Below are 26,491 nucleotides of genomic sequence, written 5' to 3'. Positions count from 1 at the left end.
TTTTCCTCTTCTCTGGCATATTTGTTTGGTGCAACGTCACCTAAAGTAGTGGATTTCCATGACAGTAATATGACACTTGAATGAATCGTCATCAAATTAATCCCGGGCCATGGTGTAAACCGCTGTCGGCCTTGATGAGATACACTTGAGGATTACGCATTCCAAAGACCCTAAGCAGCATGGAAACCACCAATATTCCCACCCCCACACGCATTGTGGTGCACCAAAAGTCCAAGGTGCTCGAAATTGAATTCGACACTGGCGCCTGTTTTAACCTGCCTTTCGAGCTATTGCGGGTGTATTCCCCCTCGGCCGAGGTTCGTGGCCATGGTCCCGGCCAGGAAACCCTTCAGGTTGGTAAAAAAGAAGTCATGGTCAACAACCTGGAACCAGTGGGGATGTACGCAATCAAGCCGTTTTTCTCAGATGGCCACGATTCTGGCCTGTTCAGCTGGCAATACCTGCTGTGGATGGGCGAAAACCAAGAGGGTTTGTGGGAAGACTACCTGGAACGCATGAAAGCTGCGGGTGCCAGTCGTGAACCCAATGCACCAGAAAACATTCCATTCGAACAAAAGAAAGGCGGCGCCTGCGCGAGCCACTGAAAAATCATGAACGATAAAATTACCGATTTCGGCTTCGAAAAGGTTCCCGAGGACCAAAAAGCCAAGAAAGTAGCCGAGGTATTTGATTCCGTGGCCGCCAAATACGACATCATGAACGACTTGATGTCGGGCGGCATGCATCGATTGTGGAAGGCCAGCACTGTGCGGGCTGCTGGTGTGCGTCCCGGGATGAAAGTGCTTGATATCGCCGGCGGTACAGGCGATCTCAGCAAGGCTTTTCTGGACAAAGCAGGCCCCAGTGGGGAAGTGTGGTTGACTGACATCAACGAGAGCATGCTTCGGGTGGGACGCAATCGCATGATTGATCACGGGTATTTGCCAAAAATGGCCCTGTGCGATGCGGAAAAGCTGCCGTTTCCCGACAATTACTTCGATGTGGTCACCGTGGCATTTGGTTTGCGCAACATGACCCACAAAGACATCGCTTTGAGCGAAATGCGCCGGGTGATCAAACCGGGCGGCAAGGTGCTTGTGCTCGAGTTTTCGAAGGTAAATCCCTTGTTGGCACCCGCTTACGACCTTTATTCGTTCCAGGTGCTGCCAAAAATTGGTCAAGTGGTGGCCCAAGATAGCGCTAGCTACCAATATTTGGCCGAAAGCATTCGCATGCATCCTGATCAGGAAACCCTGAAAAGCATCATGCTTGAGAGTGGTTTCGACCAGGTGAAGTACACCAACTTTACCGCAGGCGTAGTGGCCCTGCACCAAGGAACCAAATTCGCCTGAATGTGTCTATTGGCTACACGCGAAAAATTAATATTCTGGAGGCTGTTGCTGTGAAAACCCGTGTTTGGTCTGTTCGGTTGTCTGTGTTGGCGGTTGTGGCCGCTTTTTTGAGTCTGAGTGTGTTGCCAACTGACGCGGAAGCGCGTCGCATGGGTGGCGGTGGCAGTTTTGGCCGTTCGGCGCCTTCGCAGTTCCAGAAAACCGCGCCGACTTCGCCTTCCGGCACCACCTCAACTGCGCCCAGCAAGCAGCAGGCCACCAATCCTGCCGGTACTGCGGCAGGTACAGCGGCTGCACCACGCAATCGTTTTCTGGGCCCCTTGGGTGGTTTGGCGGCAGGTTTGGGTTTGGCGGCCTTGTTTGGCTACCTGGGCTTTGGCGCGGGCATGGCTGAGTTTCTCGGAACAATCCTGATGATCGGCTTGGCTGTGTTTGCGTTCATGTTCCTGGTGCGCATGTTGCGCGGTCAACAGGCCACAAAGCCTCGCCCGGCTTACAGCGCCCCCGGCATGAACGCGGGTGATTCTGCAAACAGTTATCGTCAAGGCCCGGCAAATACCATAAACGATCCCGTGCCCGGTATGGGCGCCCCACGTGCTGATCAAAGCTTTGGTCAGTTTGGCGGTGCTTCTGCCTTTGACGCACCCGTGCCAGCCTCCACGCCCACGAAAGACCTGCCTGCCGGTTTCGATGAAGCAAACTTTGTGAACAGTGCCAAGAAGTTTTTTGTCACGATGCAAGGCGTATTCGACAAGGGCGACATTGATGGCCTGCGTGAATATTGCAGTGACGACGTGGTGGAGCATCTCAAAGTCGAGATTGATGCGCGGGGCGGTGCAGTGAACCGCACCGATGTGGTCACACTCGATGCGCAGTTGATTGGATTCGAGACCGATGTGGATGAGCAAATCGCGACTGTGGCCTTCACCGGCATGCTGCGCGAGGAGCAAGACGGGCCTGCAGCCGAAATCAATGAGCTTTGGATTATGTCCCGCCCTGTTTCAGGCGGCGGCTGGGTGCTTTCGGGCATTCACAATCTGTAATTTTTGACCCTACCCGCCGGGCTTGGCCTGCCCGGCTGGGTTACACTCAAACAAATTTTTTGACTGTTGGAAGTGTGCCTTGGCCAGTCCCCCCATTTTGTTTTTTCAGTTTGCCTCCAAACTACTGTCATCTGGCCAGGCCAAAGGTGTGGCTGCGGCAGGTGGTTTGCTCTCAGCCCCTTTGGCCTTGATGTCTGCAACGGTGACGCAGATGGCTTGCCTTGTGCTCAATCACTTGCTGGACCAGCAACGCAGCAGCAAGTCAAAATTGCAGAAAGAGTCTGGCAAAGTCCTTGATCTGAATATTTTGCCGGTGCAACTAAAATTACGGGTGAACGATCAGGGTTACTTTCAGGCCAGCTCATCCAGCAACGGCGTTGCCGCACCGGCAGATACCAAAATTTCGATGCAATGGGCTGATTTGATCGGCTCTGTCAGTAACCCCAACAGCATGTCGCGCAAGGCCGCAATCGAGGGTGATATGGATTTCGCCCAAACCGTATCCACTGTCATCAACGATTTAAGCTGGGATCCCGAACGTGATCTGGCGCGTGTGGTTGGCGATGCGCAGGCCGTGTGGGTCATGAATACGCTTGCCGCTTTGGGAACGAATGCCCGGGATGTGGTGCAGCGATTCAAAAGTAATTTGCGCGAGTACGTGGTGCATGAAAAATCCATGACCCCAACAGCCTCGGAGTTTGATGCGTTTCGCGGTGAAGTCAATCAAATGCGAGACGAACTGGCGCGTCTTGAAAAACGCCTGGCCAAGCTGGGTGCACCCAAATGAAGTTACGCCGCCTGGCACGCATCGCATTGGTGGCCAGAAAATATGGCCTCTTCCTGATTGCAGCGGATTCAATCAACAACGGTTTTGCCAAGTGGTTCCTGACGTTGATTTCCTCGCGGTCCCACGTTCAGGCGCCACGCGGTGAGCGCATGCGCCGTGCGCTTGAAGATCTTGGTCCCCTGTTTGTCAAGTTCGGGCAGCTGTTATCAACCCGCCGGGATTTGCTGCCAGAAGATGTGGCAGATGAACTGGCCCGGTTGCAAGACCAGGTGCCCGCGTTTTCCTCTGAAAAAGCCCGTGAATTGATTGAGGCCAGTTTGGGTCGTCAAATCGATGACATGTTTCTGGATTTCCAGAACATGCCTGTGGCCAGTGCTTCAATTGCGCAGGTTCATTTCGCGGTAATTCGCGCGGGTGAACATGAGGGCAAAAAAGTCGCAGTAAAAGTGTTGCGCCCCGGCATGATCGAGGTGATCGACAAAGACTTGGCTTTGATGAAAACCGCGGCCCAGTGGATTGAGAAAATTTCTTCAGACGGCAAACGCTTAAAGCCTCGCGAGGTGGTGGCCGAGTTCAACAAGTACCTGCACGATGAACTGGACTTGATGCGAGAAGCAGCCAATGCTTCGCAGCTTCGCCGCAATTTCTCACCAACTTCGGGCAGCGGGCATTTGTTGCGTGTTCCAGAAATGTACTGGGACTATTGCTGTAGCACGGTGATCACCATGGAGCGCATGCACGGCATTCCAATTTCGCAGATCGAGCGGCTACGCGAGAACAACATTGACCTGAAAAAATTGTCCCGTGAAGGTGTGGAAATCTTTTTCACCCAGGTGTTTCGTGATGGTTTTTTCCATGCAGACATGCACCCCGGCAATATTTATGTGGGTGATCAACCCGAGGATTTTGGCCGTTACATTGCGTTGGATTTTGGTATTGTCGGCACGCTCAGCGATGTGGACAAACAATACCTGGCGCAAAACTTTCTGGCTTTTTTCCGGCAAGACTACAAGCGAGTGGCCGAGCTACACGTTCAGTCGGGCTGGGTGCCCAAGGGCACACGGATTGATGAACTGGAATCCGCCATTCGTGCGTGCATTGAGCCATTTTTTGGCAAGCCCTTGAAAGAAATTTCACTGGGACAGGCCTTGATGCGCCTGTTTCAAACATCCCGTCGCTTCAATGTGGAAATTCAGCCCCAGTTGGTTTTGTTGCAAAAAACCCTGCTGAACGTCGAAGGTTTGGGCCGACAACTCGACCCCGACCTGGATCTTTGGAAAACTGCCAAACCGTATCTGGAAAACTGGATGCACCAGCAAATTGGTTTCAAGGGCTTCCAGTCCAGCCTGCAGTGGGAGGCTGCGCAGTGGTCTCAAATTTTGCCTGCCTTGCCACGTTTGTTGCACCAAACCCTGACGCATTCCAATGGCCGGGTCGACGATCAAATTGAACAGTTGGTGAAACAACAAAAACGCTTGAATCGCGCTTTGTTCTGGATGGTATTAATGCTTGCCGTGTTGTTTGGCGTTGTAGCGCTTGATTTGTTGTGGCCTTTCTTGATTGGCTACGCGGGGCCGAAAGGCTTGTTCTAGCAGTGCGCATGTTTCTTGCCTATAATCCGAAATCATTTTTTCTCTCTGGTGGGTTTTCAAGATGTTGCTTGCCTCGGTAGTTGCTTATTTGCTGGTTTCTGTATCCATTGGCCTGTATGTGGCCAGAAATGTAAGTAGTACAGCGGATTACGCGGTGGCGGGCAGGCACCTTTCCTTGCCCATCGTGACCGCAACGGTGTTTGCCACTTGGTTCGGCTCTGAAACGGTGCTGGGTATTTCCTCAACCTTTGTAGAAGAGGGTTTGAGCGGCATTGTGGCTGATCCGTTTGGTGCCTCCATGTGCCTGATTTTGGCGGGTCTGTTCATTGCGCCCAAAATTTATCGTCTGAATTTGCTCACCTTGGGTGACTACTACCGCGTCCGCTACAACCGGGTCGTCGAGATTTTTTGCAGCGCCTGTATTGTGGTGTCCTATCTGGGTTGGGTGGCTGCGCAAATCAGTGCACTGGGTTTGATCTTCAATGTGCTCACTGATGGTGCAATTTCCCAGGAATGGGGCATGATCATTGGTGCCAGTGTGGTGCTTATCTACACGCTGTTTGGTGGCATGTTGTCAGTGGCCATTCTCGATTTCATTCAAATGGTGGTGATTGCAGCTGGTTTGGTCTACATCATGTGGATTGTGGCTGACCTGGCTGGTGGCGTAGGCACGGTGGTTGACCATGCCGAAGCAGCGGGCAAACTGCAGTTTTTCCCTGAAGAATTCAGCTATGTGATGTGGGTGCCGTTCGTGGGCGCCTTCCTGACCATGGCCTTTGGTTCAATTCCCCAGCAGGATATTTTTCAACGTATCAGCTCGGCCAAAAACGAAAAAACTGCGGTACGTGGCGCGGTGCTCGGTGGTTCCCTGTACTTCTTTTTCGCATTCATTCCGGTGTTTTTGGCCTATGGCGCCATCATGATCGATCCGGCTACCTTCAGTGCAATGGTGTCTGAAGACTCGCAAATGGTCTTGCCCAATTTGGTGTTGATGCACACGCCCCTGTTTGCGCAAATCGTGTTTTTCGGTGCGCTCATTTCAGCCATCATGAGTACATCAAGTGCCACTTTGTTAGCGCCTTCCGTGTCTTTCGCTGAAAACATTGTGAAGAACATTTATCCGAACATGGACGACAAAGCCTTGTTGTTGACCATGCGGGTGTCTGTGTTTGTGTTCACCATCATCGTGGTGGCTTTCGCAATCAACAGCGACTCTTCCATATTTGAAATGGTGGAAAGTGCCTATGAAATTACCTTGGCTGCCGCATTTGTGCCCTTGGTGTTCGGCCTGTACTGGAAGGGTGCCACTTCGCAAGGCGCGGTGTGGTCAATCATTGTGGGTGTCAGCAGCTGGTTGATTGCCAAAAACTTCTTCCCCAGCGAAGTTTGGCCCCCCCAGTTGTTGGGCATGGTGCTGGGCTTGTTCACCATGATTATCGCCTCTCTGCTGCCACAGTGGATTGAACACAGGCCGGCGCTACGTGACGGTGTTGTGCACCCACATTAAGCTAAAATAGCCGGATTACCTTTGTTGAAAGTGATCCGGCTGTGAAATACCTCACCATTGAAGACACCATCGGCAACACCCCCTTGGTTCAGTTGCAACGTTTGCCTGGCAAGGCCAATGCCGATCGCGGCAATGTCATTCTTGGCAAGCTAGAGGGCAACAACCCGGCTGGTTCAGTGAAAGACCGCCCGGCAATTTCCATGATCAAACGTGCTGAAGCACGCGGCACCATCAAGCCCGGCGACACCCTGATCGAAGCCACATCGGGCAACACCGGTATTGCGCTCGCCATGGCTGCGGCCATTCGCGGATACCGCATGGTACTCATCATGCCTGAGCACCTTAGCATCGAGCGTCGTCAAACCATGCGTGCATTTGGCGCAGAAATCATTTTGACTCCGCAAAAGGGTGGCATGGAATACGCCCGTGATTTGGCCGAACAAATGCGCGATCAAGGCAAGGGTGTGATCCTCGATCAGTTCGCCAACGAAGACAATCCGCTGGCGCACTTCGAGACGACCGGTCCGGAAATTTGGCGCGACACGGGTGGCAAAGTGACTCATTTCGTCAGTGCCATGGGCACCACCGGATCGATTATGGGCGTGTCGCGTTACCTGAAAAGTCAAAATCCCAATGTGCAAATTATTGGTGCGGAGCCCAGCGAGGGGTCGCAAATTCCCGGTATTCGCAAATGGCCCCAGGAATACCTGCCCAAAATTTATAAGCCCGCCGGCGTGGACCGTGTGGTGCAGGTAACCCAGCTTGAGGCCGAAGAAATGGCCCGAAAAATGGCAGCCGAAGAGGGTATTTTCTGCGGCATATCAGCCGCAGGTGCTGCGCACATTGCGCTAAAAATTGCAGAAGAAGTTGAAAACGCCACCATCGTGTTCATTGTGTGCGACCGTGGAGATCGTTACCTGTCCACGGGTGTTTTTCCAGCCTAATTCAGCATGTCCCTTCTAAGTTTCAACGCCTCGCTCAACTCCAGCACGGCGTTGGCATAGAAGGAACTGCGGTTGTAACGCGTGACCACGTAAAAATTGTGCCCACCCGCGACGAAAGCGGGTTCGGCGTCCCCGCGCACCAGTTCAATCAAGGCCAGTTTTTCATCCGGCAATGTTTCACCCTTCAGCTTCACGCCTTTTTGTTGCATCACTGCTGGGGTAAAGGTGGGCACAATGTCGGGTGCCAGTAGTTCCTTCAAATTATCGGCATGCTCGATATCAACCAGCACGCGCGTGGCTTTGCCTGTTTCCCAGCCGTGTACTTTCAAAAAATTGGCCACACTGAAAATGGCATCGCGGCGGCTGTGAAATAGGTCGACGATGCCATCGGCGTCGCCATCTACGGCATAAGCCGTCCATGAACTGGGCATGAATTGACCCAGGCCAATTGCCCCGGCATACGATCCTTTCACCTCGAGCGCGTCCAGATGGGTTCTGTTGCACAGGGCGATGAAGGCTTCCAGTTCGCTGAGAAAGAATTCCGAACGGTCTTTTTGACCTTCAGGATAAGCAAAGGCCAATGTGGCCAGTGAATCCAGTACCCGGTAATTGCCAATGTGTTGCCCGTAAATGGTCTCTACGCCAATGATGGCCACGATCACTTCTTGCGGAATGCCATACTTGGCTTCAGCCTCTTTCAGGGTGTCCAGGTTGGCGTCCCAAAACTCAACGCCTTTGCGAATTCGATAAGGCTCAACAAATCGGCTGCGGTAGGTGTCCCAGTTGCGTACCCCTTTGGTTTTTGGCGGCATGACGGCTTTTACCACCTGCGGCAGCAACTCGGCCTGTTTTAACAGGCTCAGTGTGGTGCTTGAAGGAATACCCTCTTTGGCCTGTAATCGCTCAGCAAGGGCTGTCGCATTTCTGTGCGCTGCAAAGTCAACCTTCTGGGTGTCTTGGGCGTGTACAGCTTGAGTGCACAGGGCTGTGCTGATTAGAATGGATGCAAAGCTTGTTAAGATTCGATGAGTAGTCACAAAAGGAGTCAGCATGTCCGGTGTAGGTGTAGTCAAAAGTAGTAGCGGTCGACCCGGCGCGTGTTTACTTGGTTTGGCAGGTCTGTTGTTCACTATAACCCAGCATTTGTGCGCTGTTCGGGACTAAGCCATGACCACTGCCTATATTTCCCACAATGATTGCGCCTTGCACAATCCTGGTCTTGGTCACCCGGAAAGCATGGCTCGCCTGCGCGTGATTCGTGAAAAACTGCAAGCGTCCGATTTGTGGCCCCGCTTGGTGCACTGTGACGCACCGGAGGTGCCTTGGTCGGCTGTGACTGCCGTTCACACGCCCGCGTACGTAGAAAGTATCAAGGCCCGTTTTCCGCTGAAGCGAAACATTGATATTGATGGCGACACCACCTTGTCGGAATTCTCGCTGGATGCGGCTAGACGTGCTGCGGGCGCCTGCGTGCATGCAGTGGATTTGGTCATGGCGCATGCGGTCAACAACGCGTTTTGTGCGGTTCGCCCGCCCGGCCACCATGCCTGCGTAGACCGCGCCATGGGTTTTTGTGTGTTCAACAATGTGGCCATTGCCGCACAACACGCCATTGACGCTTACCGACTTGAGCGCGTGCTGATTGTTGATTTCGATGTGCACCATGGCAATGGCACCGAGCATGCATTTGCCAACAATCCGAAAATACTGATGTGCAGCACCTTTCAATCGCCACTTTATCCATTCAGTGGGGGGCTGGGTGGTGCCCGCAATATGGTGAACTGTCCTGTTCGGCCTGGCGGTGACCGCGAGGAAATCAAGCACGCCATTCAAACCCACTGGGTCGATGCGATTGATCAGTTCAAGCCCCAGTTGGTGTTGGTGTCTGCCGGGTTTGATGCCCACGAAAAAGACCCCCTGGCTGACATGCAATTGACCACTGAGGACTACGGCTGGATCACGCACTTCCTGAAAAGGGTGGCCGATGAGTATTGCGATGGAAAGCTGGTTAGTACCCTAGAGGGCGGTTACGAGCTAGAGGCCTTGGCCGATTCTGTTTATGCCCATGTGGAGGCGCTTGCATCGTGATTTTTTCAACGCCTGCGCCGTATTCTGAAGACCGGTTGAGCGAAATGCTGGCGCGAAACGCCGAGTGGGTGGAGCAAATCACCGCGCAAGATCCAGACTATTTCAAACGACTTTCTGCGGGGCAAAGCCCGGCATTCACAGTGATTAGTTGTTGCGACAGCCGGGCCGACCCCAACACCTTGTTGCAAAGCAATTTGGGCGAGCTGTTTGTTTATAAAAATGTGGCCAACCAAACGGGTTTGAACGACCTTAGTTTGCAAACCGCCTTGCAGTTCTCCATCGATAGTTTGAAGGTCAAACACCTTTTGGTGTTTGGGCATCACAACTGCGGAGGCGTGCGCATCGCCTTGGGCTTGCATGCAGGTGGCGCCCCTGGCGATTGGCTGGAAGGTGTGCGCGAACTGGCCCACGATCACCTGATGTTCAACCCCGCATCGCTGGAAGAGGCCAACCGCAATGTTGACAAGCTGTGCGAATTGAACGTGATTCAGCAAGTGCGCCTGGCGGCGTTGAGCCCAGCCGTGAATGCGGCTTGGGGGAGAGGTGAACCTGTGGCGGTGGGCGGCCTGGTGTATAGCCTGTCGACCGGGCGGGTGATCGATCTGGATTGCACCATTCGAAGCCGTGATGAAATCGACGAGCGCTGCTTTTCAGCGATGAAATCGATCTGCGCCCGATACCAATAACCTCGACAAACCACCCCTTAGAGTGTAGACTCTATGAAAAATCGAACGATCGTGCGTTTTTTCTCAAAACGCTTCGTATAATCCAATCATCTATTCTCCAATTTCAACAAAGGGATGGCTTGCATGAAGATCCTGGTACCCGTTAAACGCGTAGTCGATTACAACGTAAAAGTTCGCTGCAAAAGCGATGGTTCTGGCGTGGATATCGCCAACGTGAAAATGTCGATGAACCCCTTCGACGAAATCGCTGTTGAAGAAGCCACGCGCCTGAAAGAAGCAGGCGTGGCCACCGAAGTGATTGCCATTAGTTGTGGCGTTGCCCAGTGCGCAGAAACATTGCGTACCGCCGCTGCCATCGGCGCAGACCGTGGCATTCTGGTCGAGACCGATGTTGAGCTACAGCCATTGGCTGTTGCCAAAATTCTGAAAGCCATTATCGAAAAAGAAGGCATCGACCTGATCATCATGGGCAAACAAGCCATTGACGACGATTGCAATCAAACCGGTCAAATGCTGGCTGCTTTGGGCGACATGCCACAGGGCACGTTTGCATCCAAGGTGGTGGTTGAGGGCGGCAAAGTCAATGTAACCCGTGAAGTGGATGGCGGTCTGGAAACGATTAGCTTGAGCCTGCCCGCGGTTGTGACAACCGACCTGCGCCTGAATGAGCCACGTTATGTGACGCTGCCCAACATCATGAAAGCCAAGAAAAAACAGATCGACACCATCAAGCCCGCTGATTTGGGCGTGAATGTTGATCCACGTATCAAAACCCTGAAAGTAAGCGATCCACCCGTGCGTTCAGCAGGTATCACCGTGCCCGATGTGGCCACGCTGGTCGACAAGCTGAAGAACGAAGCCAAAGTGATCTAACACAGGGACAAAAGGAGCAAAAAATGTCAGTACTCGTTATTGCAGAACACGACAATCAAAGTATCAAGCCCGCCACGCTGAACACCATCGCTGCGGCCCAGAAAATTGGTGGCGATATCCATGTGCTGGTTTCCGGCAAGGGTTGTGGCGCTGCAGCTGAGCAAGCTGCGAAAGCGGCTGGCGTTGCCAAGGTGTTGGTTGCCGATTCAGACGCCCTGGGTGACCAGTTGGCAGAAAACTTTGCAGCACAAATTCTCGCAATTGCCGGCAACTACGGTCACATTCTGGCACCCGCCACCAGCGTGGGCAAAAACGTGTTGCCGCGCGTGGCTGCAAAGCTGGATGTTGCACAAATTTCCGACATCATCAGTGTTGAAAGTGCGGACACATTCACTCGCCCAATCTACGCAGGCAACGTGATTGCCACGGTGCAGTCTTCGGACGCCACCAAGGTTATCACCGTGCGTACCACCGCATTTGATCCGGTTGCTGCCGAGGGCGGTTCTGCCGCCATTGAAAACCTGAGTGCGGTTGCCGATTCCGGCAAGTCTACTTTCGTAAGCCGTGAAGTGGCCAAGAGCGACCGTCCCGAGTTGACTGCTGCCAGCACCATTATCTCCGGTGGCCGTGGTATGGGCTCCGCAGAAAATTTCCATGTTCTGGACCCATTGGCTGACAAGCTAAACGCCGCAATTGGTGCATCGCGTGCTGCGGTAGACGCAGGCTACGCACCGAACGACTGGCAGGTTGGTCAAACCGGCAAAATTGTGGCGCCCCAGTTGTACATGGCTTTCGGGATTTCCGGTGCTATCCAGCACTTGGCGGGCATGAAAGACAGCAAGGTGATTGTGGCCGTGAACAAAGATCCCGAAGCACCAATTTTTGGTGTGGCCGATTACGGTTTGGTGGGCGATTTGTTCGAAGTAGTGCCTCAATTGACTGAAAAACTGTAAGTAAACAAAACACGCAAAGCTGTATCAGGAGACGACAATGAGTTACAACGCCCCAGTCAAAGACATGATGTTTGTCTTGAAAGAATTGGCCGGCTTGGATCAAGTATCCCAGTTGCCCGGTTGTGAAGATGCAACCGAGGAAACAGTGGATGCGGTTCTGAATGAAAACGCAAAGTTCACCAGCGAAGTGGTTGCTCCACTGAACTGGTCGGGCGACGTAGAGGCCGCCAACTGGAAAGACGGCGTTGTAACCACAGCCAAAGGCTTCAAGCAGGCATTCAAAGCCTTTGGCGAGCAAGGCTGGCAAGGTTTGCAGCATCCTTCTGAATTCGGCGGCCAAGGCCTGCCCAAGCTGGTGGCAACACCCTGCATGGAAATGGTCAATGGTGCCAATCTCAGCTTTGCGCTGTGTCCCCTGCTGACCGATGGCGCCATTGAAGCGCTGTTGGTGGCCGGCAGCCAGCATCTGAAAGAAACTTACATTCCCAAAATGATTTCCGGTGAATGGACCGGCACCATGAACCTGACCGAGCCACAGGCTGGTTCAGACCTGGCGCTGGTGCGTTCCAAAGCCGTTCCCCAAGGCGATGGCACTTACCGCATTTCTGGCCAGAAGATCTACATCACCTACGGTGAGCACGACATGGCCGAGAATATTGTTCACCTGGTGCTGGCTCGCACACCCGATGCGCCTGAAGGCGTGAAGGGCATCAGCCTGTTCGTGGTGCCCAAATTCATGGTGAACGACGACGGTTCATTGGGCAAGCGCAACGACGTGTATTGCGCATCCATCGAACACAAGTTGGGTATCAAGGCCTCACCGACCGCTGTGCTGTTGTATGGCGATAACAAGGGTGACGTTGGTCAGGGCGCAATCGGTTATTTGGTGGGTGAAGAAAACAAAGGCCTGCAATACATGTTTGTGATGATGAACGCAGCCCGCTTCCAGGTGGGTGTGCAGGGCATTGGTGTGGCCGAGCGTGCTTACCAGCAGGCTGTGCGTTATGCGAACGATCGTGTTCAGTCTCGCCCCGTGGATGGCACTTCCAGCGAAGCGGTTGCCATTATTCATCACCCCGATGTCAAGCGCATGTTGATGAGCATGCGTTCACAGGTTGAAGCTGCGCGTGCAATGGCCTGCGTGGCGGGTGCCGCATATGATGCAGCCCACTTCCATGCCGATGAAGCCACCCGCAAGCAAAACATGGCGGTGTATGAATTCATGGTGCCTCTGGTCAAAGGCTGGTCGACTGAGATGAGCATTGAAGTGGCCTCCACTGGCGTGCAAGTGCACGGTGGCATGGGCTTCATTGAAGAAACAGGCGCAGCCCAGTACTACCGTGATGCGAAAATTCTGACCATTTACGAAGGCACAACTGCGATTCAGGCCAATGATTTGGTGGGTCGCAAAACCTCGCGTGACGGTGGCGCCATGGTCAAAGCCCTGTGTGCGGAAATTGCACGCACAGTGGTTCAGTTGAATGAATCCGGTTCTGCACACGCCAAGGCAGTGGCAGCCCGTCTGGATGCGGCTCGCGCCTCATTCCTGGATGCTGCACAGTTTGTAGTCGACAATATGAAAGGCAACCCCAACGCAGTGTTTGCCGGTTCAGTGCCTTATCTGAAACTAGCTGGCACCACAGTGGCTGGCTGGCAAATGGCGCGTGCGCTGTTGGCCGCAGAAGCAAAAATCAAGGCTGGCGAAACAGACAGTTTCTACAGCGACAAGATTTTGACTTCCCGCTTCTTCGCCGACCATGTGTTGAATACAGTGCCTGGCTTGCGCGACAGCATTGTGAATGGTTACCAGGGTGTCACAGAAATGGCAGTTGCAAATTTCTGATTGACCCTGGTTGTTCAGTCATTAAAAAGCCCCTCACATCGAGGGGCTTTTTGTTTATGCTGCCTGCATGAACTATTCACATTTTGCTGACTTGGTGCTCTTGATCCACTTTGCCATTGTGCTATTCGTGGTGGGTGGCTTGCTGCTGATCGTATTGGGCAATTTCTTGCGTTGGTCTTGGGTCAACCACTGGTGGTTCAGGGCCATGCACTTACTCGCAATTTCAGTGGTTGTTCTTGAAAGCTGGCTGGGCATTGAATGCCCGCTCACCACACTTGAAAACTGGTTGCGCCTGCATGCAGGGCAGGGGGTTTATCAGGGCAGCTTCATTCAACACTGGGTTCACGGGGTCATGTTCTATCAGGCCCCAGGCTGGGTGTTTGCCTTGGCTTACACCCTGTTTGGCCTTGCTGTTGTGGCGGCTTGGTGGCGCTGGCCGCCACATCAGTTCAAGTAGCATTACCAACCCCCAATGCTGGCGCCCGCTGCGTCAAACCCGCCAATTGCACCATCGGAAAACCAGCCGGAAAAGTTCAGCCATTCCGTGGTTTCGGTCACCAGCACGGTGGGCAGCTCAGTGGTCAGATTCGTGGCTTGGGCCAGGCCAATGCCAGCCAAAACAATCAGCAAAATTAATGTTGTCCTGAGTGCCTTGTTTGCGGTTTCAAACAGGTTCCAGTTCAGGTCCAGGCCAGTGAGGTTTTCGGGCCATTCGTTCATGATTCACACTCCTTTTGAGATGGTGTGAAGTCATGGTATTGATGTACATTGTGCAAATAAACTACCGGTATCGAATTACACCATTGCGCCATGAGCAACAATTTCAATGAACTTCAAGCAGCTGAAACTTTCCTGATGGTGGTCAACACAGGTAGCTTTGCGGCTGCGGCCAAGCTGAAAGGCGAGAACCCGTCCAGTATCAGCCGAGCCATTGCGCAGCTCGAGGCCCATTTGAATATCCGTCTGCTTAACCGCACCACGCGGCAGGTCAAAATTACCGAGGCAGGCGAAATTTATAAACTGTATGCGCAGCGCATGCTGGAAAGTCAGCAAGAGGCGCGTGATGCGATTACCCAACTGCAAAGCGGGCAGCCGCACGGAACCGTTCGTATCAGCCTTCCGGTGATCGTGGGCGAAAAGATTCTCGCACCCCGCCTGCCGGAATTTCACGCCAAGTACCCTGATGTGCAGTTGCAAGTGGACTTGTCCAACCGCAATGCCATGATCGTGGAGGAAGGTTTTGACATTGCCTTGCGTGTTGGGCCGCTTCAAGATTCCACTTTGCGTGCGCGCAAAATTGCCACCATTTGGCGAAAGCTGTATGCCTCACCCGCCTACCTTGAAAAGCACGGTGTGCCGCAAACTCCGGCCGATCTGGTACACCACCAGTGCATTGCATTTTCTCAGCGCGGAGACCAAAAGGAATGGGAGTTCTGGCCTAAAAACGGCGCGCAGCCCAGTCAAAAGCACCGGGTGATTTCATGGCTTACCTGTTCCAGTCCAATGATGGTGGTGCGTGCCATTCAGTCGGGTTTGGGTTTGGGTCGAAGCGCAGACTGGATGCTGCAGGGCGCCTTGGCACGTGGCGAACTGGTTGAAATTCTTGCAGATTGGTATTGCGACAACCCGGCCACAGGCGGTTTGCCCATGTACTTGGTGTTTCCACCGGGTTTAAGCAGCCAGTTGTCCCTGAAAACCCGGGTGGTCGCCGACTTTCTGGAGCAAATTGTTCGCACAGAATTCAAAAAGGCAGATTAAACCGCATTTTGCTGACAGCGAATCTTTCAGCCATCGGCTACATAGCTGAACAACAAAAAATATTCTCGGAGACACAATGCTCGGCAACACCTGCATCACGATCGGTATGGGTTTAAGCCTGACCGTGGAAGATTTTCGACGCACCGCATCACACCCCCGGTTGCGATGGAACTGTAAATCAACGAAGCCGTGAAGCAGGCGGTGATGCGCACATGGAATTTAACTTACACCTTTGGTAAGTACCTTTCCCCAACTGCGGAGGCATTTTGTTATTTCATACTGGAGCGAGGTGAGCCCTTTTTGATCTCCGAATTTCAAGAGCATCACCTCAACCTGATGCAAAATACAATCAAGCCTTGACGGCAAGCAAACCTACTTGCCTGCCGCTGCCTTGGCAACATACTTGGACAGCACTTTGATCTGCTCTGCCGTCAAACTGTTTTTGTAAGAAGGCATTTGTCCCAAGCCATCCCGCAAGGCCCTGGCCACTTGGTCTTCGCTGGGTTTCAGTTCATCCAGTACCGGCCCTATTGCCCCTTCAGAACCTGCATCTGCCAAGGTGTGGCACACAGCGCAAGCAGGCACTGCTTGAGAGGTGAAAAGTTTCTTACCCAAGGCCATGTCTTCTGCTTCCCCTGCCGAGGCTGCTGTTGCAAAGGACAGCACCAGGCCGAGCATCCATACAGTCTTTGATATCATGCCACACTCACTTTGATTGAATGGTCCAGCCAACTGTTGTTGTTGTAACCACTTTTGTTTTCAACACGGGCTTCGGGCTGGCTTTCACCGCTTGTGTCGGTCGCGCGGCTGGCCAGCTGGTATTCACCCGGCTTCAAATCGGCTTCCAGTACAAACTGGCGCCATGCATATTTGCCAAGGTCTGGACCTACAAACTTCGCAGCAGTCCATGTTTTCCCGCCGTCAGTGGACACCTCAACACCCTTCACTGCATGGGTACCCCCGAAGGCCACACCGTGGATTTGAACGCGCCCAGCCTTGATGGCGCCATCCTCCGGCAAGGGTGCGTTGATCCAGGACTTGATCGACATCTGTTGAACCGAAGGCAGGTCTGGACCAGACGTGCCCCCGATGGGCGTGATCCGGTAACCGTGCGACATGATCTTGGCCTTGGTTTCCTGTTCGGTGAATGCCAGGCGCTTGATGTACTTGATGTTGTTCACACCGGTAAAGCCCGGCACGATCAGGCGCAAAGGTCCGCCATGTGCCAGGGAAATGGGTTCGCCATTCATTTCCCAGGCCAATAGTGCGTCTTCCATGGCATCAGCCGACACAGATCGTTCCACAATTACACTCAAGGGATCCAGCCCGTCTGGCAACTTTTCACCACCTGTTCCTGTCATGTATTTTGCACCTGCTTTCACGCCACCGTGGGCTTGAACCAGTGCGCGAACGGGTACGCCGCTCCACACCACACAGCCAGCCGCGCCCACTTTCCAGGGGGTGCCGCTTGGTTTGTGCGGGAAGAATCCACGCCCGTTTCCGGAGCACTGCAGCACCATGGCGGTTGTCTCAAGCCCCATGGTTTTCAGTTCGGCCAGTGTCAATTTTGCGGGTTTGGCAACCCCGTCAATTTCCACCACCCAGGCATCCCGATCTTTCAGGATTTCAGCATCGGGAGGTGGTAGATTGTTGCGAACAAACAGTTGGTCGTTGGGTGTAATAACGCTGGTGCCATAGGCGCTTCGTTTGGTCTCCAGTGTGTTGTTGCTATGTACGATAATGTCGCCAGGAATTTTCCAGTCGGCGTAACCCGGCAGGGGTTTTGCGTCTGCGGCAAAACCAAGTTTGGTCCAGCTGGCCAGCCCCGCCATGGCCATGGCCGCGACAGTACCCTTAAGCACATGTCTTCTGGCATTCGATGAAATTGTGTTTGACATCTCGTTCTCCTTTGGTTTGTTTTAACTGCTTTTTGCTTCAATCAATGCACGGTTCGCGGCTGAAATCGCCTTCTCTTTCTGTGCAACCATTACAACTGCCTTGCCATCTGCGTTGTGCCTGACCTGCCAGTACACATCACGCCACCAGCCACTGCCTTGTGGAATGTGAACACCTTCCTCAAAGGCAAACAGGGTGACCATGCCGCCCTTCTCAAAAAAGGTTGTCAAGTGATACGCCAAATTTCCGTCGATATCGCAAGGGCGCATCAGTTGCGCGAAGCCGGGCACTGGCTTGTTGGCGGGCAAGCCAAACTTTGGCATCAGTTCTGCTGATGTTATGAACTGTCCCCTCAGGGTTCGTTCGTAATATTCATGCTCAATAGCTCCGCGGACCAGTTCCGGTGGGCGAAGCGCAAAGAACCCGCCGCCCACCATTGCGAACAGGCCCAGTGCCAACAAACCGCTGACAAGCGGCGTGCGCCAATAGCGTTCGCGTTTGTACAGGCTCGAGGGGGCTTCGCCTGGCTGGTACGCCAGGGACAATTCAGCACGGGCATTCAGATCGAACTCGCTGTCGATTGATGCGTCAGGAAAAGTGTTGCGAGGGTCATCCATCTTTAGACCGAAGAAGAGTAGTAATTTTGTTGGACGAATCAACGGGAGGCGCAGGATTCATGACCTGCTTCAACGCGTCGCGCGCACGGGCCAGTCTGGACATCACGGTGCCTGGCGCAATTTCAAGTGCCTCGGCAATGGCCATGGTGCTCATGTCATCGAAGTAATACAGCACCAGCACTTCGCGATGAATGGGTGCAATTCTGGCCAAGGCCCGAACTGAATCAATACGGGAGTCGCTGTCTGGCGCGAACTGATCAATGTTGCCGTTTGCTTCGTCGTCCAGTCGCGAGGTTTTTGGTTGTGCGTGGCGGATCACGCAGCGCCGCATGATGCGAAACAACCAGGCTCGCGCCAGGGATTCATCTTTTAACTGTTTGCGATGCTTCCATGCCAAAAAATAAACATCCTGAACAATGTCTTCAGCCAGCACCTTGGAGCCCGTCAACGCCCATGCACTGCGCATCAAAAAGCGGTAATGCTCTTTGACCCACTGGTTGTATCTGCTTTCGGCGCTGGACAGAAAAAGGCTCATAGTCGTATAAGAGCACAGATGCGAGCATCTCATTCCATGGTTTGCAAAATAAAAAACCGGTTGCCACAGGGGGATGCTTAAAATGTGAACTCAAGTCCATGTGGGCGCAAATTGTGGTGGGCGGTTTGCTGTTGATTGCGTTGGGCATCGAATGCCCGCTGACCTCGTTCGAGAACTGGCGGCGGCCTGGTGGCGATGGCCGCCAAGGTGATTGGAACTATTTGATCGGTCGGGTGCAAAAAGGCGGAAAAAACGTCAATTTGCTGACAGCGCATGGGTTCGGCATCGGCTACATTAGCTGAACAACAAAAAATATTCTCGGAGACACAATGCTCGGCAACACCTACATCACGATCGGTTTACCGGTTTCCCTTTTTATCATCATGATCGGTATGGGTTTAAGCCTGACCGTGGAAGATTTTCGACGCATCAAAGAACAGCCCAAAGGGGTGATCGTTGGTACAGTGTTGCAACTGCTCGGTGTGCCTTTGCTGGGGTTTGCAATCGGCGGTCTTTTCGGCGGCGGGGTCATGGCGGCTGGTCTGGTTTTGTCGGCGGTCATGCCTGGCGGCACCACTTCGAACGTCCTGACTTACATGGCCAAAGCCAACCTGGCTTTGTCCATCACCTTGACTGTGATTGCCAGCCTGTTGACAGTGCTCACTATTCCCTTTTACATGTCCTACGCGCTTCCGCTGTTTGTCGGGGCCAACACCGAGCTGCAACTTCCTTTTCTGAAAACCCTCATTACCATGATGGTGATCGTGATTATTCCGGTGTGTATTGGCATGTTTGTTCGTGCCAAGAAACCTGAGTTGTCCCAGAAATTTGAGCCAGCAATCAACAAGTTTGCGGTGTTTGTGCTGGTTGCGATTATTGTTTTGATCGGGGTGAGCGAATCTGAAAATATGCCCACTTGGTTTGCTCAGGCCTGGATGCCTGTCGTCGCTTTGAATTTCGCCGCAATCGCCCTGGGTTTGTTGGGTGGAAAGCTCAGCGGTTTGAATGCCCGTGACAGTCTGACCGTTTCAATAGAGATGTGTGTCAAGAACTCTACGCTGGGTTTAACAATTGCATTGTCTTTGTTGGGTAACGCGGAAATTGCTGTCCCAGTCGTTGTTTATGGGCTGTTGATGTATGTCACTGTTGCTTTGCTTTGTTGGTACGGCAGAAGACTTCCCAACTGATTTGCGACCAAATTCTTCCAAACTTCTGGATAGGCCGCACTTCGGTGTGGCCGAACCCGGCTGTTCCGGGTATAATTCTCGGCTAGCTGAATGATTCTTAGGCAAAAAGCCTGCGCGGGTGTTATTTGTCCCCGGGTGTTTTGTCGCATCTATTGGAGTTTCCCTTGTCGAAATTAGTCGCAAGCGCCCACCCGCGCGCCTTGCTCGCGCTCGCAGACGGCACAGTATTCGAGGGCATTTCTTTTGGCGCCCCCACCACGAAAGTGGGTGAAGTGGTTTTCAACACCTCGCTCACGGGCTATCAAGAAATTGCCACCGACCCATCGTATTGTCGTCAAATTGTTACCCTCACCTATCCGCACATCGGGAATGTGGGCACCAACCCGCAAGACGAAGAATCCTCAGGGCTTCATTTGTCAGGTTTGGTGATCAAGGACCTGCCTGAACTGGTGTCGAACTTCCGTTCTACCTTGCCTCTGGCCGATTACTTGAAAAAGCACGGTGTTCCAGGTATTGCTGGTATCGACACCCGCAAGTTAACCCGCATTCTTCGTGAAAAAGGTGCCCAAAACGGCTGCCTTTTGACCGAGGGCAGCGGCGAAACTTTCAGCGCTGAACGCGCCATTGAATTGGCCAAAGGCTTCCCTGGCTTGGCCGGCATGGACCTGGCCAAGGTGGTTTCCTGCACCGAGGTTCATGAATGGGTTGAAGGCGAATGGGCCTTGGGCGTGGCCGCTGAAGAACCTCATTTCCAAACCGGAGAGCGTCCGCACCACGTGGTGGCGTTCGACTACGGCGCCAAGCGCAATATTTTGCGCATGCTGGCCCAGCGCGGCTGCCGTGTCACGGTTGTGCCTGCACAAACGCCAGTGGAGAAAGTACTCGCCTTGAACCCCGATGGTGTGTTCTTGAGCAACGGCCCAGGCGACCCCGAGCCTTGCGACTATGCAATTTCCGCCATCAAGCACATTCTGGACAACACCAAGCTGCCTGTATTCGGTATTTGTTTGGGTCACCAGTTGATGGCTTTGGCCAGCGGCGCCAAAACCATGAAAATGAAGTTTGGCCATCACGGTGCAAACCACCCGGTTCAAGACCTGAAAACCAAGCGCGTGGCCATTACCAGCCAGAACCATGGTTTTGCGGTCGATGCCGACTCATTGCCTGGCAACTTGCGTGTCACCCATGTGTCGCTGTTCGATGGCTCTATTCAAGGCCTTGAGCGGACCGACCGGGCTGCCTTCTGCTTCCAGGGTCACCCGGAAGCCAGCCCAGGCCCACACGATCTGGCTGAATTGTTCGACCGTTTTATTTCAGACATCAAGGCAGCCAAAGCCTAACCGGCCCCAAGTGCACACCTTCGTCTGAACCGTATTGAATTTTTTAAAATTAAAGGGAAGTTATGCCAAAGCGTAACGATCTAAAAACAATCCTGATCATCGGCGCCGGCCCCATTGTGATTGGTCAGGCCTGCGAATTCGATTACTCAGGTGCCCAAGCCTGTAAAGCGCTTCGCGAAGAAGGTTACAAAGTGGTGCTGGTCAACAGCAACCCGGCCACTATCATGACCGACCCGGAAATGGCCGATGTCACCTACATCGAACCCATCACTTGGCAGGTTGTTGAGCGCATTATCGAAAAAGAGCGCCCCGATGCCGTGTTGCCCACCATGGGTGGTCAAACTGCATTGAACTGTGCGCTTGATCTGGCCAAGCACGGTGTTTTGGCCAAATACAATGTCGAGTTGATTGGCGCGAAAGAAGAAGCCATTGAGAAAGCCGAAGACCGCTTGAAGTTCAAGAATGCCATGACCAGCATTGGCCTGGATTCAGCGAAAAGCGGTGTGGCCCATTCCATGGAAGAAGCCCTTGAAGTGCAGGCCACCATTGCCAAACTGGTTGGCAGCAACGGCTTTCCGGTCATTATTCGCCCCAGTTTCACCCTGGGTGGCACCGGTGGCGGTATTGCGTACAACGCTGAAGAATTCGAAACCATTTGCCGCCGTGGCCTGGAAGCATCGCCAACCAATGAGTTGCTGATTGAAGAAAGCCTGATTGGCTGGAAAGAATACGAAATGGAAGTGGTTCGCGACAGCGCCGACAACTGCATTATCGTGTGTTCAATCGAAAACCTTGACCCCATGGGCGTGCACACTGGCGACAGTATTACTGTTGCCCCGGCACAAACACTGACCGACCGCGAATACCAGTTAATGCGCAATGCATCCATTGCCATTCTGCGTGAAATTGGCGTGGACACGGGTGGTTCAAACGTTCAGTTCTCGATCAACCCGGCCAATGGCCGCATGATCGTGATCGAAATGAATCCACGTGTGTCACGTTCATCCGCCTTGGCTTCCAAAGCAACCGGTTTTCCGATTGCCAAAGTGGCCGCCAAGTTGTCGGTGGGCTACACACTCGATGAGCTGAAAAACGACATCACCGGTGGTCTTACGCCTGCGTCGTTCGAGCCTTCAATCGACTACGTGGTTACGAAAATTCCACGTTTTGCATTCGAAAAATTCCCCACAGCCGATGATCGCCTGACCACCCAAATGAAATCCGTAGGTGAAGTGATGGCCATGGGCCGTACTTTCCAGGAAAGCTTCCAGAAAGCCCTGCGCGGTCTGGAAGTGGGCGTAGACGGCCTGAACCAGAAAACAACCGACCGTGAAGTGATCGAGCGTGAGCTGGGCGAACCCGGCCCCGAGCGTATTTTCTACGTGGGCGATGCCTTTGCCCAAGGCTTCAGCCTTGAGGAAGTGCACCAGCTGACCAAAATTGATCGCTGGTTCCTGATCCAGATTCAGGACATCGTTGACACAGAACTCGAATTGGAAACCAAAACCCTGGCGGACTTGACCGAGCCCGTGTTGCGCTTGCTCAAGCGCAAGGGTTTCTCTGATCGTCGTTTGGCTTATTTGCTCGACGTGTCTGAAGCGGAAATTCGCAAGCTGCGCCACCAGCACAATGTGCGCCCCGTGTACAAGCGCGTGGACACCTGTGCTGCTGAATTCAAAACCGGTACGGCCTACATGTATTCCACCTATGAAGAGGAATGCGAAAGCCAGCCGACCGACAAGAAAAAAATCATGGTGCTGGGCGGCGGTCCCAACCGGATTGGTCAGGGCATTGAGTTTGACTATTGCTGCGTGCACGCTGCCATGGCGCTGCGCGAAGATGGCTATGAAACCATCATGGTGAACTGCAACCCTGAAACGGTATCAACCGACTACGACACCTCGGATCGCTTGTATTTCGAGCCTTTGACGCTTGAAGATGTGCTGGAAATTGTGGCCATTGAAAAGCCGGTCGGCGTGATTGTTCAGTATGGCGGCCAAACCCCATTGAAGCTGGCGAAGTCGCTTGAAGCCAACGGCGTGCCTATCATTGGTACCAGCCCGGAAAGCATCGACATTGCCGAAGACCGCGAGCGTTTCCAGAAACTGTTGACCAAGCTGAACCTGCGCCAGCCGCCAAACCGCACCGCGCGCACGGAAGCTGAAGCCATTTCGCATGCGCAGGAAATTGGTTACCCGCTGGTGGTGCGCCCAAGCTATGTGCTGGGTGGCCGCGCCATGGAAATTGTGCACGAGCAGAAAGACCTCGAGCGCTACATGCGTGAAGCTGTGAAAGTCAGCAATGACAGCCCTGTGTTGCTGGACCGTTTCCTGAACGACGCGATCGAGGTGGACGTGGATGCCTTGTGCGACGGTCAAACTGTCATGATTGGCGGTGTGATGGAGCACATTGAACAGGCGGGCGTACACAGTGGCGACTCTGCGTGCTGCTTGCCTCCATACAGCTTGTCTGCTGACATGGTCAATGAGTTGAAGCGTCAGTCTGAGCTCATGGCCAAAGCCTTGAACGTGATTGGCTTGATGAACGTACAGTTCGCGATTCAAAACGACACCGTGTATGTGCTTGAAGTAAACCCACGCGCATCGCGCACCGTGCCTTATGTGTCCAAGGCCACAGGCAAGCAGTTGGCCAAAATTGCTGCCCGCTGCATGGCGGGTCAAACCTTCGCTGATCAAGGCGTCACCGATATTCCGGTACCCAAGTACTTCTCGGTCAAAGAAGCCGTGTTCCCCTTCGTGAAGTTCCCCGGCGTGGACACCATTCTGGGTCCCGAAATGAAGTCGACCGGTGAAGTCATGGGTGTGGGTCGCACATTTGGCGAAGCTTTCGTGAAATCGCAACTGGCCGCGTCAGTCAAATTGCCAGAAGGTGGCACTGCGTTTATCAGCGTGAAAACCGAAGACAAGAAGCACACGGTGAAACTGGCCAAGGGCCTTGTTGAGCTGGGCTTCAAGATTATCGCCACGCGCGGTACAGCGGCAGCCATTGCTGAGGGCGGTATTGAATGCACCGTGGTCAACAAGGTGCTGGAAGGTCGCCCGAATATTGTCGACATGCTGAAAAACGGCGAAGTACATTTGGTGGTCAACACGGTGGAAGAGCGCAGAAGTGCGATCAATGACAGCCGTTACATTCGAACCACGTCGCTGAGTTCTCGTGTTACGATCTTCACAACCATGGCAGGTGCACTGGCTTCAGTCGAGGGTATGAAACACCTCGGCGCAATGGATGTTTACAGCGTCCAGGGCTTGCATGCGGAACTCTCCGCTTAATCTGCCTGTCTGAACCTTTAAGCCGTCTCATAGCAATTTCTGCTATCAGGCGGCTTTCCATTTGCAGGAACATTTGAATTTATGGCAACTATCCCATTGACCGTCAAGGGTGCTGAAAAGCTGAAACAAGAATTACACCGCCTGAAAACTGTTGATCGCCCCGCAGTGATCAATGCAATTTCAGAGGCGCGGGCGCAGGGCGATTTGTCCGAAAACGCTGAATACGATGCAGCAAAAGAAAAGCAGGGTTTTATCGAAGGGCGAATCAAGGAAATTGAAGGCAAGATGAGCAATGCGCAGATCATCGACCCCACCAATGTCGATGCTGAAGGGCGTGTGGTGTTTGGTGCAACTGTGAAACTGGAAGACATTGAGGCCGGTGCCACGGTCGAATACCAAATTGTGGGCGACGATGAAGCGGACATCAAAGCCGGTCTCATCTCTATTTCAAGCCCCATTGCGCGTGCATTGATTGGTAAGTATGAAGGCGATGTGGCCCATGTTCAGGCACCAGGTGGTTTGCGGGAATATGAAGTATTGGAAGTAAAGTACATTTGATAGTGCTTGTTAAGGGAGTGCAACAACAATGACTTGGCGCGGTTTTCGGGGTGCGGAACTGGTGTTCTGGGCGATTTGGCTCGGGGCTTTGTGGTTCATTGCCATTCTGGTGGTGCCAGGTTTGTTCAAATGGTTACCCCGACCGGAAGCAGGTTTGGTGGCCGGCCGTTTGTTCTACATATTGGCCTTGTACTCTTTGGTGAGCAGCGCCTTGTTGTTGGCCCTGTCGAATTTTGCGGGTGAATTGCGCGCCGGTATGCGGCTCAATGTCTTGATGGCCGTGATTTTGGCGGTTAGCGTGGTCGAGTTGGCCTGGTTGCAGCCCCACATGAATGATCTGCGTGCAGCAATGTCCACCTTGGAGGGCGACGCACTCGCGGCCATGCGAAGCCAGTTCGGGAATATGCACGCCATTTCGAGCGTGCTGTATTCCATCAAAATGATCGGGGCTCTGGTGTGGGGTTTAAACCGGTTTGGTGTCAAACCGGTTTTGACCGCAAAAGGCTGATTTAGGCTTTGGAGGCAAACTGGCGCTTGGTTTGGCGTGGGCCTTTGGATTTTGGCCGGCTTTTGGCTTTTGCTTTTTCGGTGTCTTCTGCCTTGGGGCGGAATAGAACCAGCAATTTGCCAATGTGTTGAACCAAGGCAGCCCCGGTTTCGTCACAAATGGTTTGTGCATATTCAAGGCGGGCTTCCCGATCGTCGCCAGCCACACGTACCTTGATCAAGCCGTGTGCGTTCAAGTTCATGTCGATTTCTTTGACCACATTGGGTGTTAAACCCTTGTCGCCAATCAAAACTACCGGATCCAACGCATGGGCCTGGGCTTTAAGCGCCTTTTTTTCGGCAGGTGTCAGGGTTACAGCAGCGGTGTCCGTCATATTAATTTTTCACTCGGTTGGGTAATCGGTGGCTAAAAAGAAGAAACTCAATAAAAACTGGTTGCATGATCACATCAACGACCCTTACGTGAAGATGGCCACGAATGCAGGCTATCGCGCCCGTGCAGCCTTCAAACTGAAGGAAATTGCAGAGCCGGAAGGGTTGTTGAAGCCGGGCATCAAGGTGGTCGACCTGGGCAGTGCGCCGGGAAGTTGGTCGCAGGTGCTTCGGGAAGCCTTGGTTGGGCCCGGTGGCGTCATCAATGGCCGTATTATCGCACTGGATCTGCTTCCAATGGAACCTATTGCGGGTGTTGAATTCATTCAAGGGGATTTTCGCGACGAAGCGGTGCTCGAAGATTTGAATCAACGCCTGGGTGGCGAGAAGCTGGATTTGGTGGTTTCTGATATGGCCCCCAATCTTTCTGGTGTTGCAGCGGCTGATTCAGCCCGGATTGAGCATGTGTGCGAGCTGGCCATCGACTTTGCGGTCAATCAGCTAAAACCCAACGGTGCCTTGATTGTGAAAATTTTTCATGGATCGTCTTACAGCAACATTGTGCACCAGATGAAACAGGTGTTTAAAAGTGTGTCGCCGCGCAAACCCAAGGCCTCCCGGGATCGTTCTCGTGAAACCTTTTTGCTTTGCAAGGGTCTTAAATAGGTATTTTGCAGCATCATGATCCAGGCGATTGCGATTGTTAATGCACACCATGAATTAGTGTGATGGCGTAATTCGTTGGCTTGGGTTTAAAATG

The 26,491-nt window shown here is 53.2% G+C and carries 28 protein-coding genes; 21 read left to right on the top strand and 7 right to left on the bottom strand.

Going from position 1 to position 26,491, the window contains the following annotated elements; genetic code table 11:
- Positions 1-179 precede the first annotated feature (179 nt).
- The 7 genes from ACVL1J_RS07000 (at position 180) to cysM (ending at position 7,225) form a co-directional block, all read left to right on the top strand.
- Positions 180-605, top strand: a complete 426-nt coding sequence (locus tag ACVL1J_RS07000; RefSeq protein ID WP_159572058.1) for a gamma-butyrobetaine hydroxylase family protein — start codon at positions 180-182, stop codon at positions 603-605.
- Between the two features lie 6 nt (positions 606-611).
- Positions 612-1,352, top strand: a complete 741-nt coding sequence (gene ubiE, locus ACVL1J_RS06995) for a bifunctional demethylmenaquinone methyltransferase/2-methoxy-6-polyprenyl-1,4-benzoquinol methylase UbiE (RefSeq protein ID WP_159572061.1) — start codon at positions 612-614, stop codon at positions 1,350-1,352.
- A 50-nt stretch (positions 1,353-1,402) separates the two neighbouring features.
- Positions 1,403-2,395 (top strand): Tim44 domain-containing protein, encoded by a 993-nt coding sequence (locus ACVL1J_RS06990; protein ID WP_491665224.1) that lies wholly within the window; start codon positions 1,403-1,405, stop codon positions 2,393-2,395.
- 79 nt (positions 2,396-2,474) lie between these two features.
- On the top strand, positions 2,475-3,182 hold the full coding sequence (locus ACVL1J_RS06985) for a ubiquinone biosynthesis accessory factor UbiJ (RefSeq protein WP_491665223.1): 708 nt from the start codon (positions 2,475-2,477) through the stop codon (positions 3,180-3,182).
- Entirely contained in the window at positions 3,179-4,774 is a 1,596-nt protein-coding gene (gene ubiB / locus ACVL1J_RS06980) for a ubiquinone biosynthesis regulatory protein kinase UbiB (protein ID WP_159572070.1), read from the top strand. The genes ACVL1J_RS06985 and ubiB overlap by 4 nt, the downstream gene beginning before the upstream one ends.
- A gap of 61 nt (positions 4,775-4,835) precedes the next feature.
- Positions 4,836-6,281, top strand: coding sequence for a high affinity choline transporter 1 (locus ACVL1J_RS06975; RefSeq protein ID WP_491665222.1), 1,446 nt, complete (start codon positions 4,836-4,838; stop codon positions 6,279-6,281).
- A gap of 41 nt (positions 6,282-6,322) precedes the next feature.
- Positions 6,323-7,225 (top strand): cysteine synthase CysM, encoded by a 903-nt coding sequence (gene cysM / locus ACVL1J_RS06970; protein WP_159572076.1) that lies wholly within the window; start codon positions 6,323-6,325, stop codon positions 7,223-7,225.
- On the opposite strand, the gene mltB is transcribed toward cysM, so the two are convergent.
- Positions 7,222-8,262: a lytic murein transglycosylase B gene (mltB, locus tag ACVL1J_RS06965; RefSeq protein ID WP_491665221.1), complete on the bottom strand. Its 1,041-nt coding sequence runs from the start codon at positions 8,260-8,262 to the stop codon at positions 7,222-7,224. The genes cysM and mltB overlap by 4 nt on opposite strands.
- Before the next feature lie 130 nt (positions 8,263-8,392).
- Here mltB and ACVL1J_RS06960 point away from each other — a divergent pair, with 130 nt between their 5' ends.
- From ACVL1J_RS06960 to ACVL1J_RS06935, 6 genes are all read left to right on the top strand, one after another.
- Entirely contained in the window at positions 8,393-9,313 is a 921-nt protein-coding gene (locus ACVL1J_RS06960; RefSeq protein WP_341236804.1) for a histone deacetylase family protein, read from the top strand.
- Positions 9,310-9,999 carry a carbonic anhydrase gene (locus ACVL1J_RS06955; RefSeq protein WP_491665220.1) on the top strand — a complete coding sequence of 230 codons (690 nt, stop codon included), beginning with the start codon at positions 9,310-9,312 and terminating at the stop codon, positions 9,997-9,999. The genes ACVL1J_RS06960 and ACVL1J_RS06955 overlap by 4 nt, the downstream gene beginning before the upstream one ends.
- A 123-nt stretch (positions 10,000-10,122) precedes the next feature.
- Positions 10,123-10,872: an electron transfer flavoprotein subunit beta/FixA family protein gene (locus tag ACVL1J_RS06950; protein WP_491665219.1), complete on the top strand. Its 750-nt coding sequence runs from the start codon at positions 10,123-10,125 to the stop codon at positions 10,870-10,872.
- A 23-nt stretch (positions 10,873-10,895) separates the two neighbouring features.
- Positions 10,896-11,825 carry an electron transfer flavoprotein subunit alpha/FixB family protein gene (locus ACVL1J_RS06945; RefSeq protein ID WP_341236806.1) on the top strand — a complete coding sequence of 310 codons (930 nt, stop codon included), beginning with the start codon at positions 10,896-10,898 and terminating at the stop codon, positions 11,823-11,825.
- A 37-nt stretch (positions 11,826-11,862) separates the two neighbouring features.
- The gene (locus ACVL1J_RS06940; RefSeq protein WP_491665218.1) at positions 11,863-13,668 is read left to right on the top strand and encodes an acyl-CoA dehydrogenase; all 1,806 of its coding nucleotides are present in this window, start codon (positions 11,863-11,865) and stop codon (positions 13,666-13,668) included.
- A gap of 67 nt (positions 13,669-13,735) precedes the next feature.
- Positions 13,736-14,125, top strand: coding sequence for a DUF2784 domain-containing protein (locus ACVL1J_RS06935; RefSeq protein WP_491665217.1), 390 nt, complete (start codon positions 13,736-13,738; stop codon positions 14,123-14,125).
- 2 nt (positions 14,126-14,127) lie between these two features.
- On the opposite strand, the gene ACVL1J_RS06930 is transcribed toward ACVL1J_RS06935, so the two are convergent.
- Entirely contained in the window at positions 14,128-14,388 is a 261-nt protein-coding gene (locus ACVL1J_RS06930) for a hypothetical protein (protein ID WP_138517562.1), read from the bottom strand.
- Between the two features lie 90 nt (positions 14,389-14,478).
- On the opposite strand from ACVL1J_RS06930, the gene ACVL1J_RS06925 reads away from it, so the two are divergent.
- On the top strand, positions 14,479-15,426 hold the full coding sequence (locus ACVL1J_RS06925) for a LysR family transcriptional regulator (RefSeq protein WP_491665216.1): 948 nt from the start codon (positions 14,479-14,481) through the stop codon (positions 15,424-15,426).
- A 372-nt stretch (positions 15,427-15,798) separates the two neighbouring features.
- Here ACVL1J_RS06925 and sorU read toward each other — a convergent pair whose 3' ends face one another.
- From sorU to ACVL1J_RS06905, 4 genes are read right to left on the bottom strand one after another with little or no spacing between them, the layout of a single operon-like run.
- Complete coding sequence (sorU, locus tag ACVL1J_RS06920) at positions 15,799-16,125, bottom strand: SorU family sulfite dehydrogenase c-type cytochrome subunit (RefSeq protein ID WP_105028379.1); 327 nt, start codon at positions 16,123-16,125, stop codon at positions 15,799-15,801.
- A complete protein-coding gene (sorT, locus tag ACVL1J_RS06915; RefSeq protein ID WP_105028380.1) occupies positions 16,122-17,324 on the bottom strand; it encodes a SorT family sulfite dehydrogenase catalytic subunit in 1,203 nt (400 codons plus the stop codon). Before sorT ends, sorU begins: the two co-directional genes overlap by 4 nt.
- 21 nt (positions 17,325-17,345) lie before the next feature.
- A complete protein-coding gene (locus tag ACVL1J_RS06910; RefSeq protein ID WP_138517564.1) occupies positions 17,346-17,939 on the bottom strand; it encodes a hypothetical protein in 594 nt (197 codons plus the stop codon).
- Positions 17,932-18,474: an RNA polymerase sigma factor gene (locus ACVL1J_RS06905; RefSeq protein WP_291745449.1), complete on the bottom strand. Its 543-nt coding sequence runs from the start codon at positions 18,472-18,474 to the stop codon at positions 17,932-17,934. Before ACVL1J_RS06905 ends, ACVL1J_RS06910 begins: the two co-directional genes overlap by 8 nt.
- Before the next feature lie 98 nt (positions 18,475-18,572).
- Between ACVL1J_RS06905 and ACVL1J_RS06900 the strand changes: the two genes are divergently transcribed.
- The 6 genes from ACVL1J_RS06900 (at position 18,573) to ACVL1J_RS06875 (ending at position 25,360) form a co-directional block, all read left to right on the top strand.
- On the top strand, positions 18,573-18,776 hold the full coding sequence (locus tag ACVL1J_RS06900; protein WP_291745447.1) for a hypothetical protein: 204 nt from the start codon (positions 18,573-18,575) through the stop codon (positions 18,774-18,776).
- A 27-nt stretch (positions 18,777-18,803) separates the two neighbouring features.
- A complete protein-coding gene (locus ACVL1J_RS06895; protein ID WP_008250335.1) occupies positions 18,804-19,661 on the top strand; it encodes a bile acid:sodium symporter family protein in 858 nt (285 codons plus the stop codon).
- A 164-nt stretch (positions 19,662-19,825) separates the two neighbouring features.
- A complete protein-coding gene (carA, locus tag ACVL1J_RS06890) occupies positions 19,826-21,001 on the top strand; it encodes a glutamine-hydrolyzing carbamoyl-phosphate synthase small subunit (RefSeq protein WP_491665215.1) in 1,176 nt (391 codons plus the stop codon).
- Between the two features lie 62 nt (positions 21,002-21,063).
- Complete coding sequence (gene carB, locus ACVL1J_RS06885) at positions 21,064-24,294, top strand: carbamoyl-phosphate synthase large subunit (protein WP_159572109.1); 3,231 nt, start codon at positions 21,064-21,066, stop codon at positions 24,292-24,294.
- An 81-nt stretch (positions 24,295-24,375) separates the two neighbouring features.
- Entirely contained in the window at positions 24,376-24,852 is a 477-nt protein-coding gene (greA, locus tag ACVL1J_RS06880; protein ID WP_159572112.1) for a transcription elongation factor GreA, read from the top strand.
- A 28-nt stretch (positions 24,853-24,880) separates the two neighbouring features.
- On the top strand, positions 24,881-25,360 hold the full coding sequence (locus ACVL1J_RS06875; protein ID WP_341238096.1) for a DUF4149 domain-containing protein: 480 nt from the start codon (positions 24,881-24,883) through the stop codon (positions 25,358-25,360).
- A gap of 1 nt (position 25,361) precedes the next feature.
- Here ACVL1J_RS06875 and yhbY read toward each other — a convergent pair whose 3' ends face one another.
- The gene (yhbY, locus tag ACVL1J_RS06870) at positions 25,362-25,733 is read right to left on the bottom strand and encodes a ribosome assembly RNA-binding protein YhbY (protein ID WP_341238097.1); all 372 of its coding nucleotides are present in this window, start codon (positions 25,731-25,733) and stop codon (positions 25,362-25,364) included.
- Between the two features lie 28 nt (positions 25,734-25,761).
- Here yhbY and ACVL1J_RS06865 point away from each other — a divergent pair, with 28 nt between their 5' ends.
- Positions 25,762-26,397: an RlmE family RNA methyltransferase gene (locus ACVL1J_RS06865; protein ID WP_159572121.1), complete on the top strand. Its 636-nt coding sequence runs from the start codon at positions 25,762-25,764 to the stop codon at positions 26,395-26,397.
- Positions 26,398-26,491 lie beyond the last annotated feature (94 nt).

It is taken from the genome of Limnobacter sp. G6BE5S (assembly GCF_058448965.1).
This window is presented reverse-complemented; position numbering and strand designations above follow the sequence as displayed.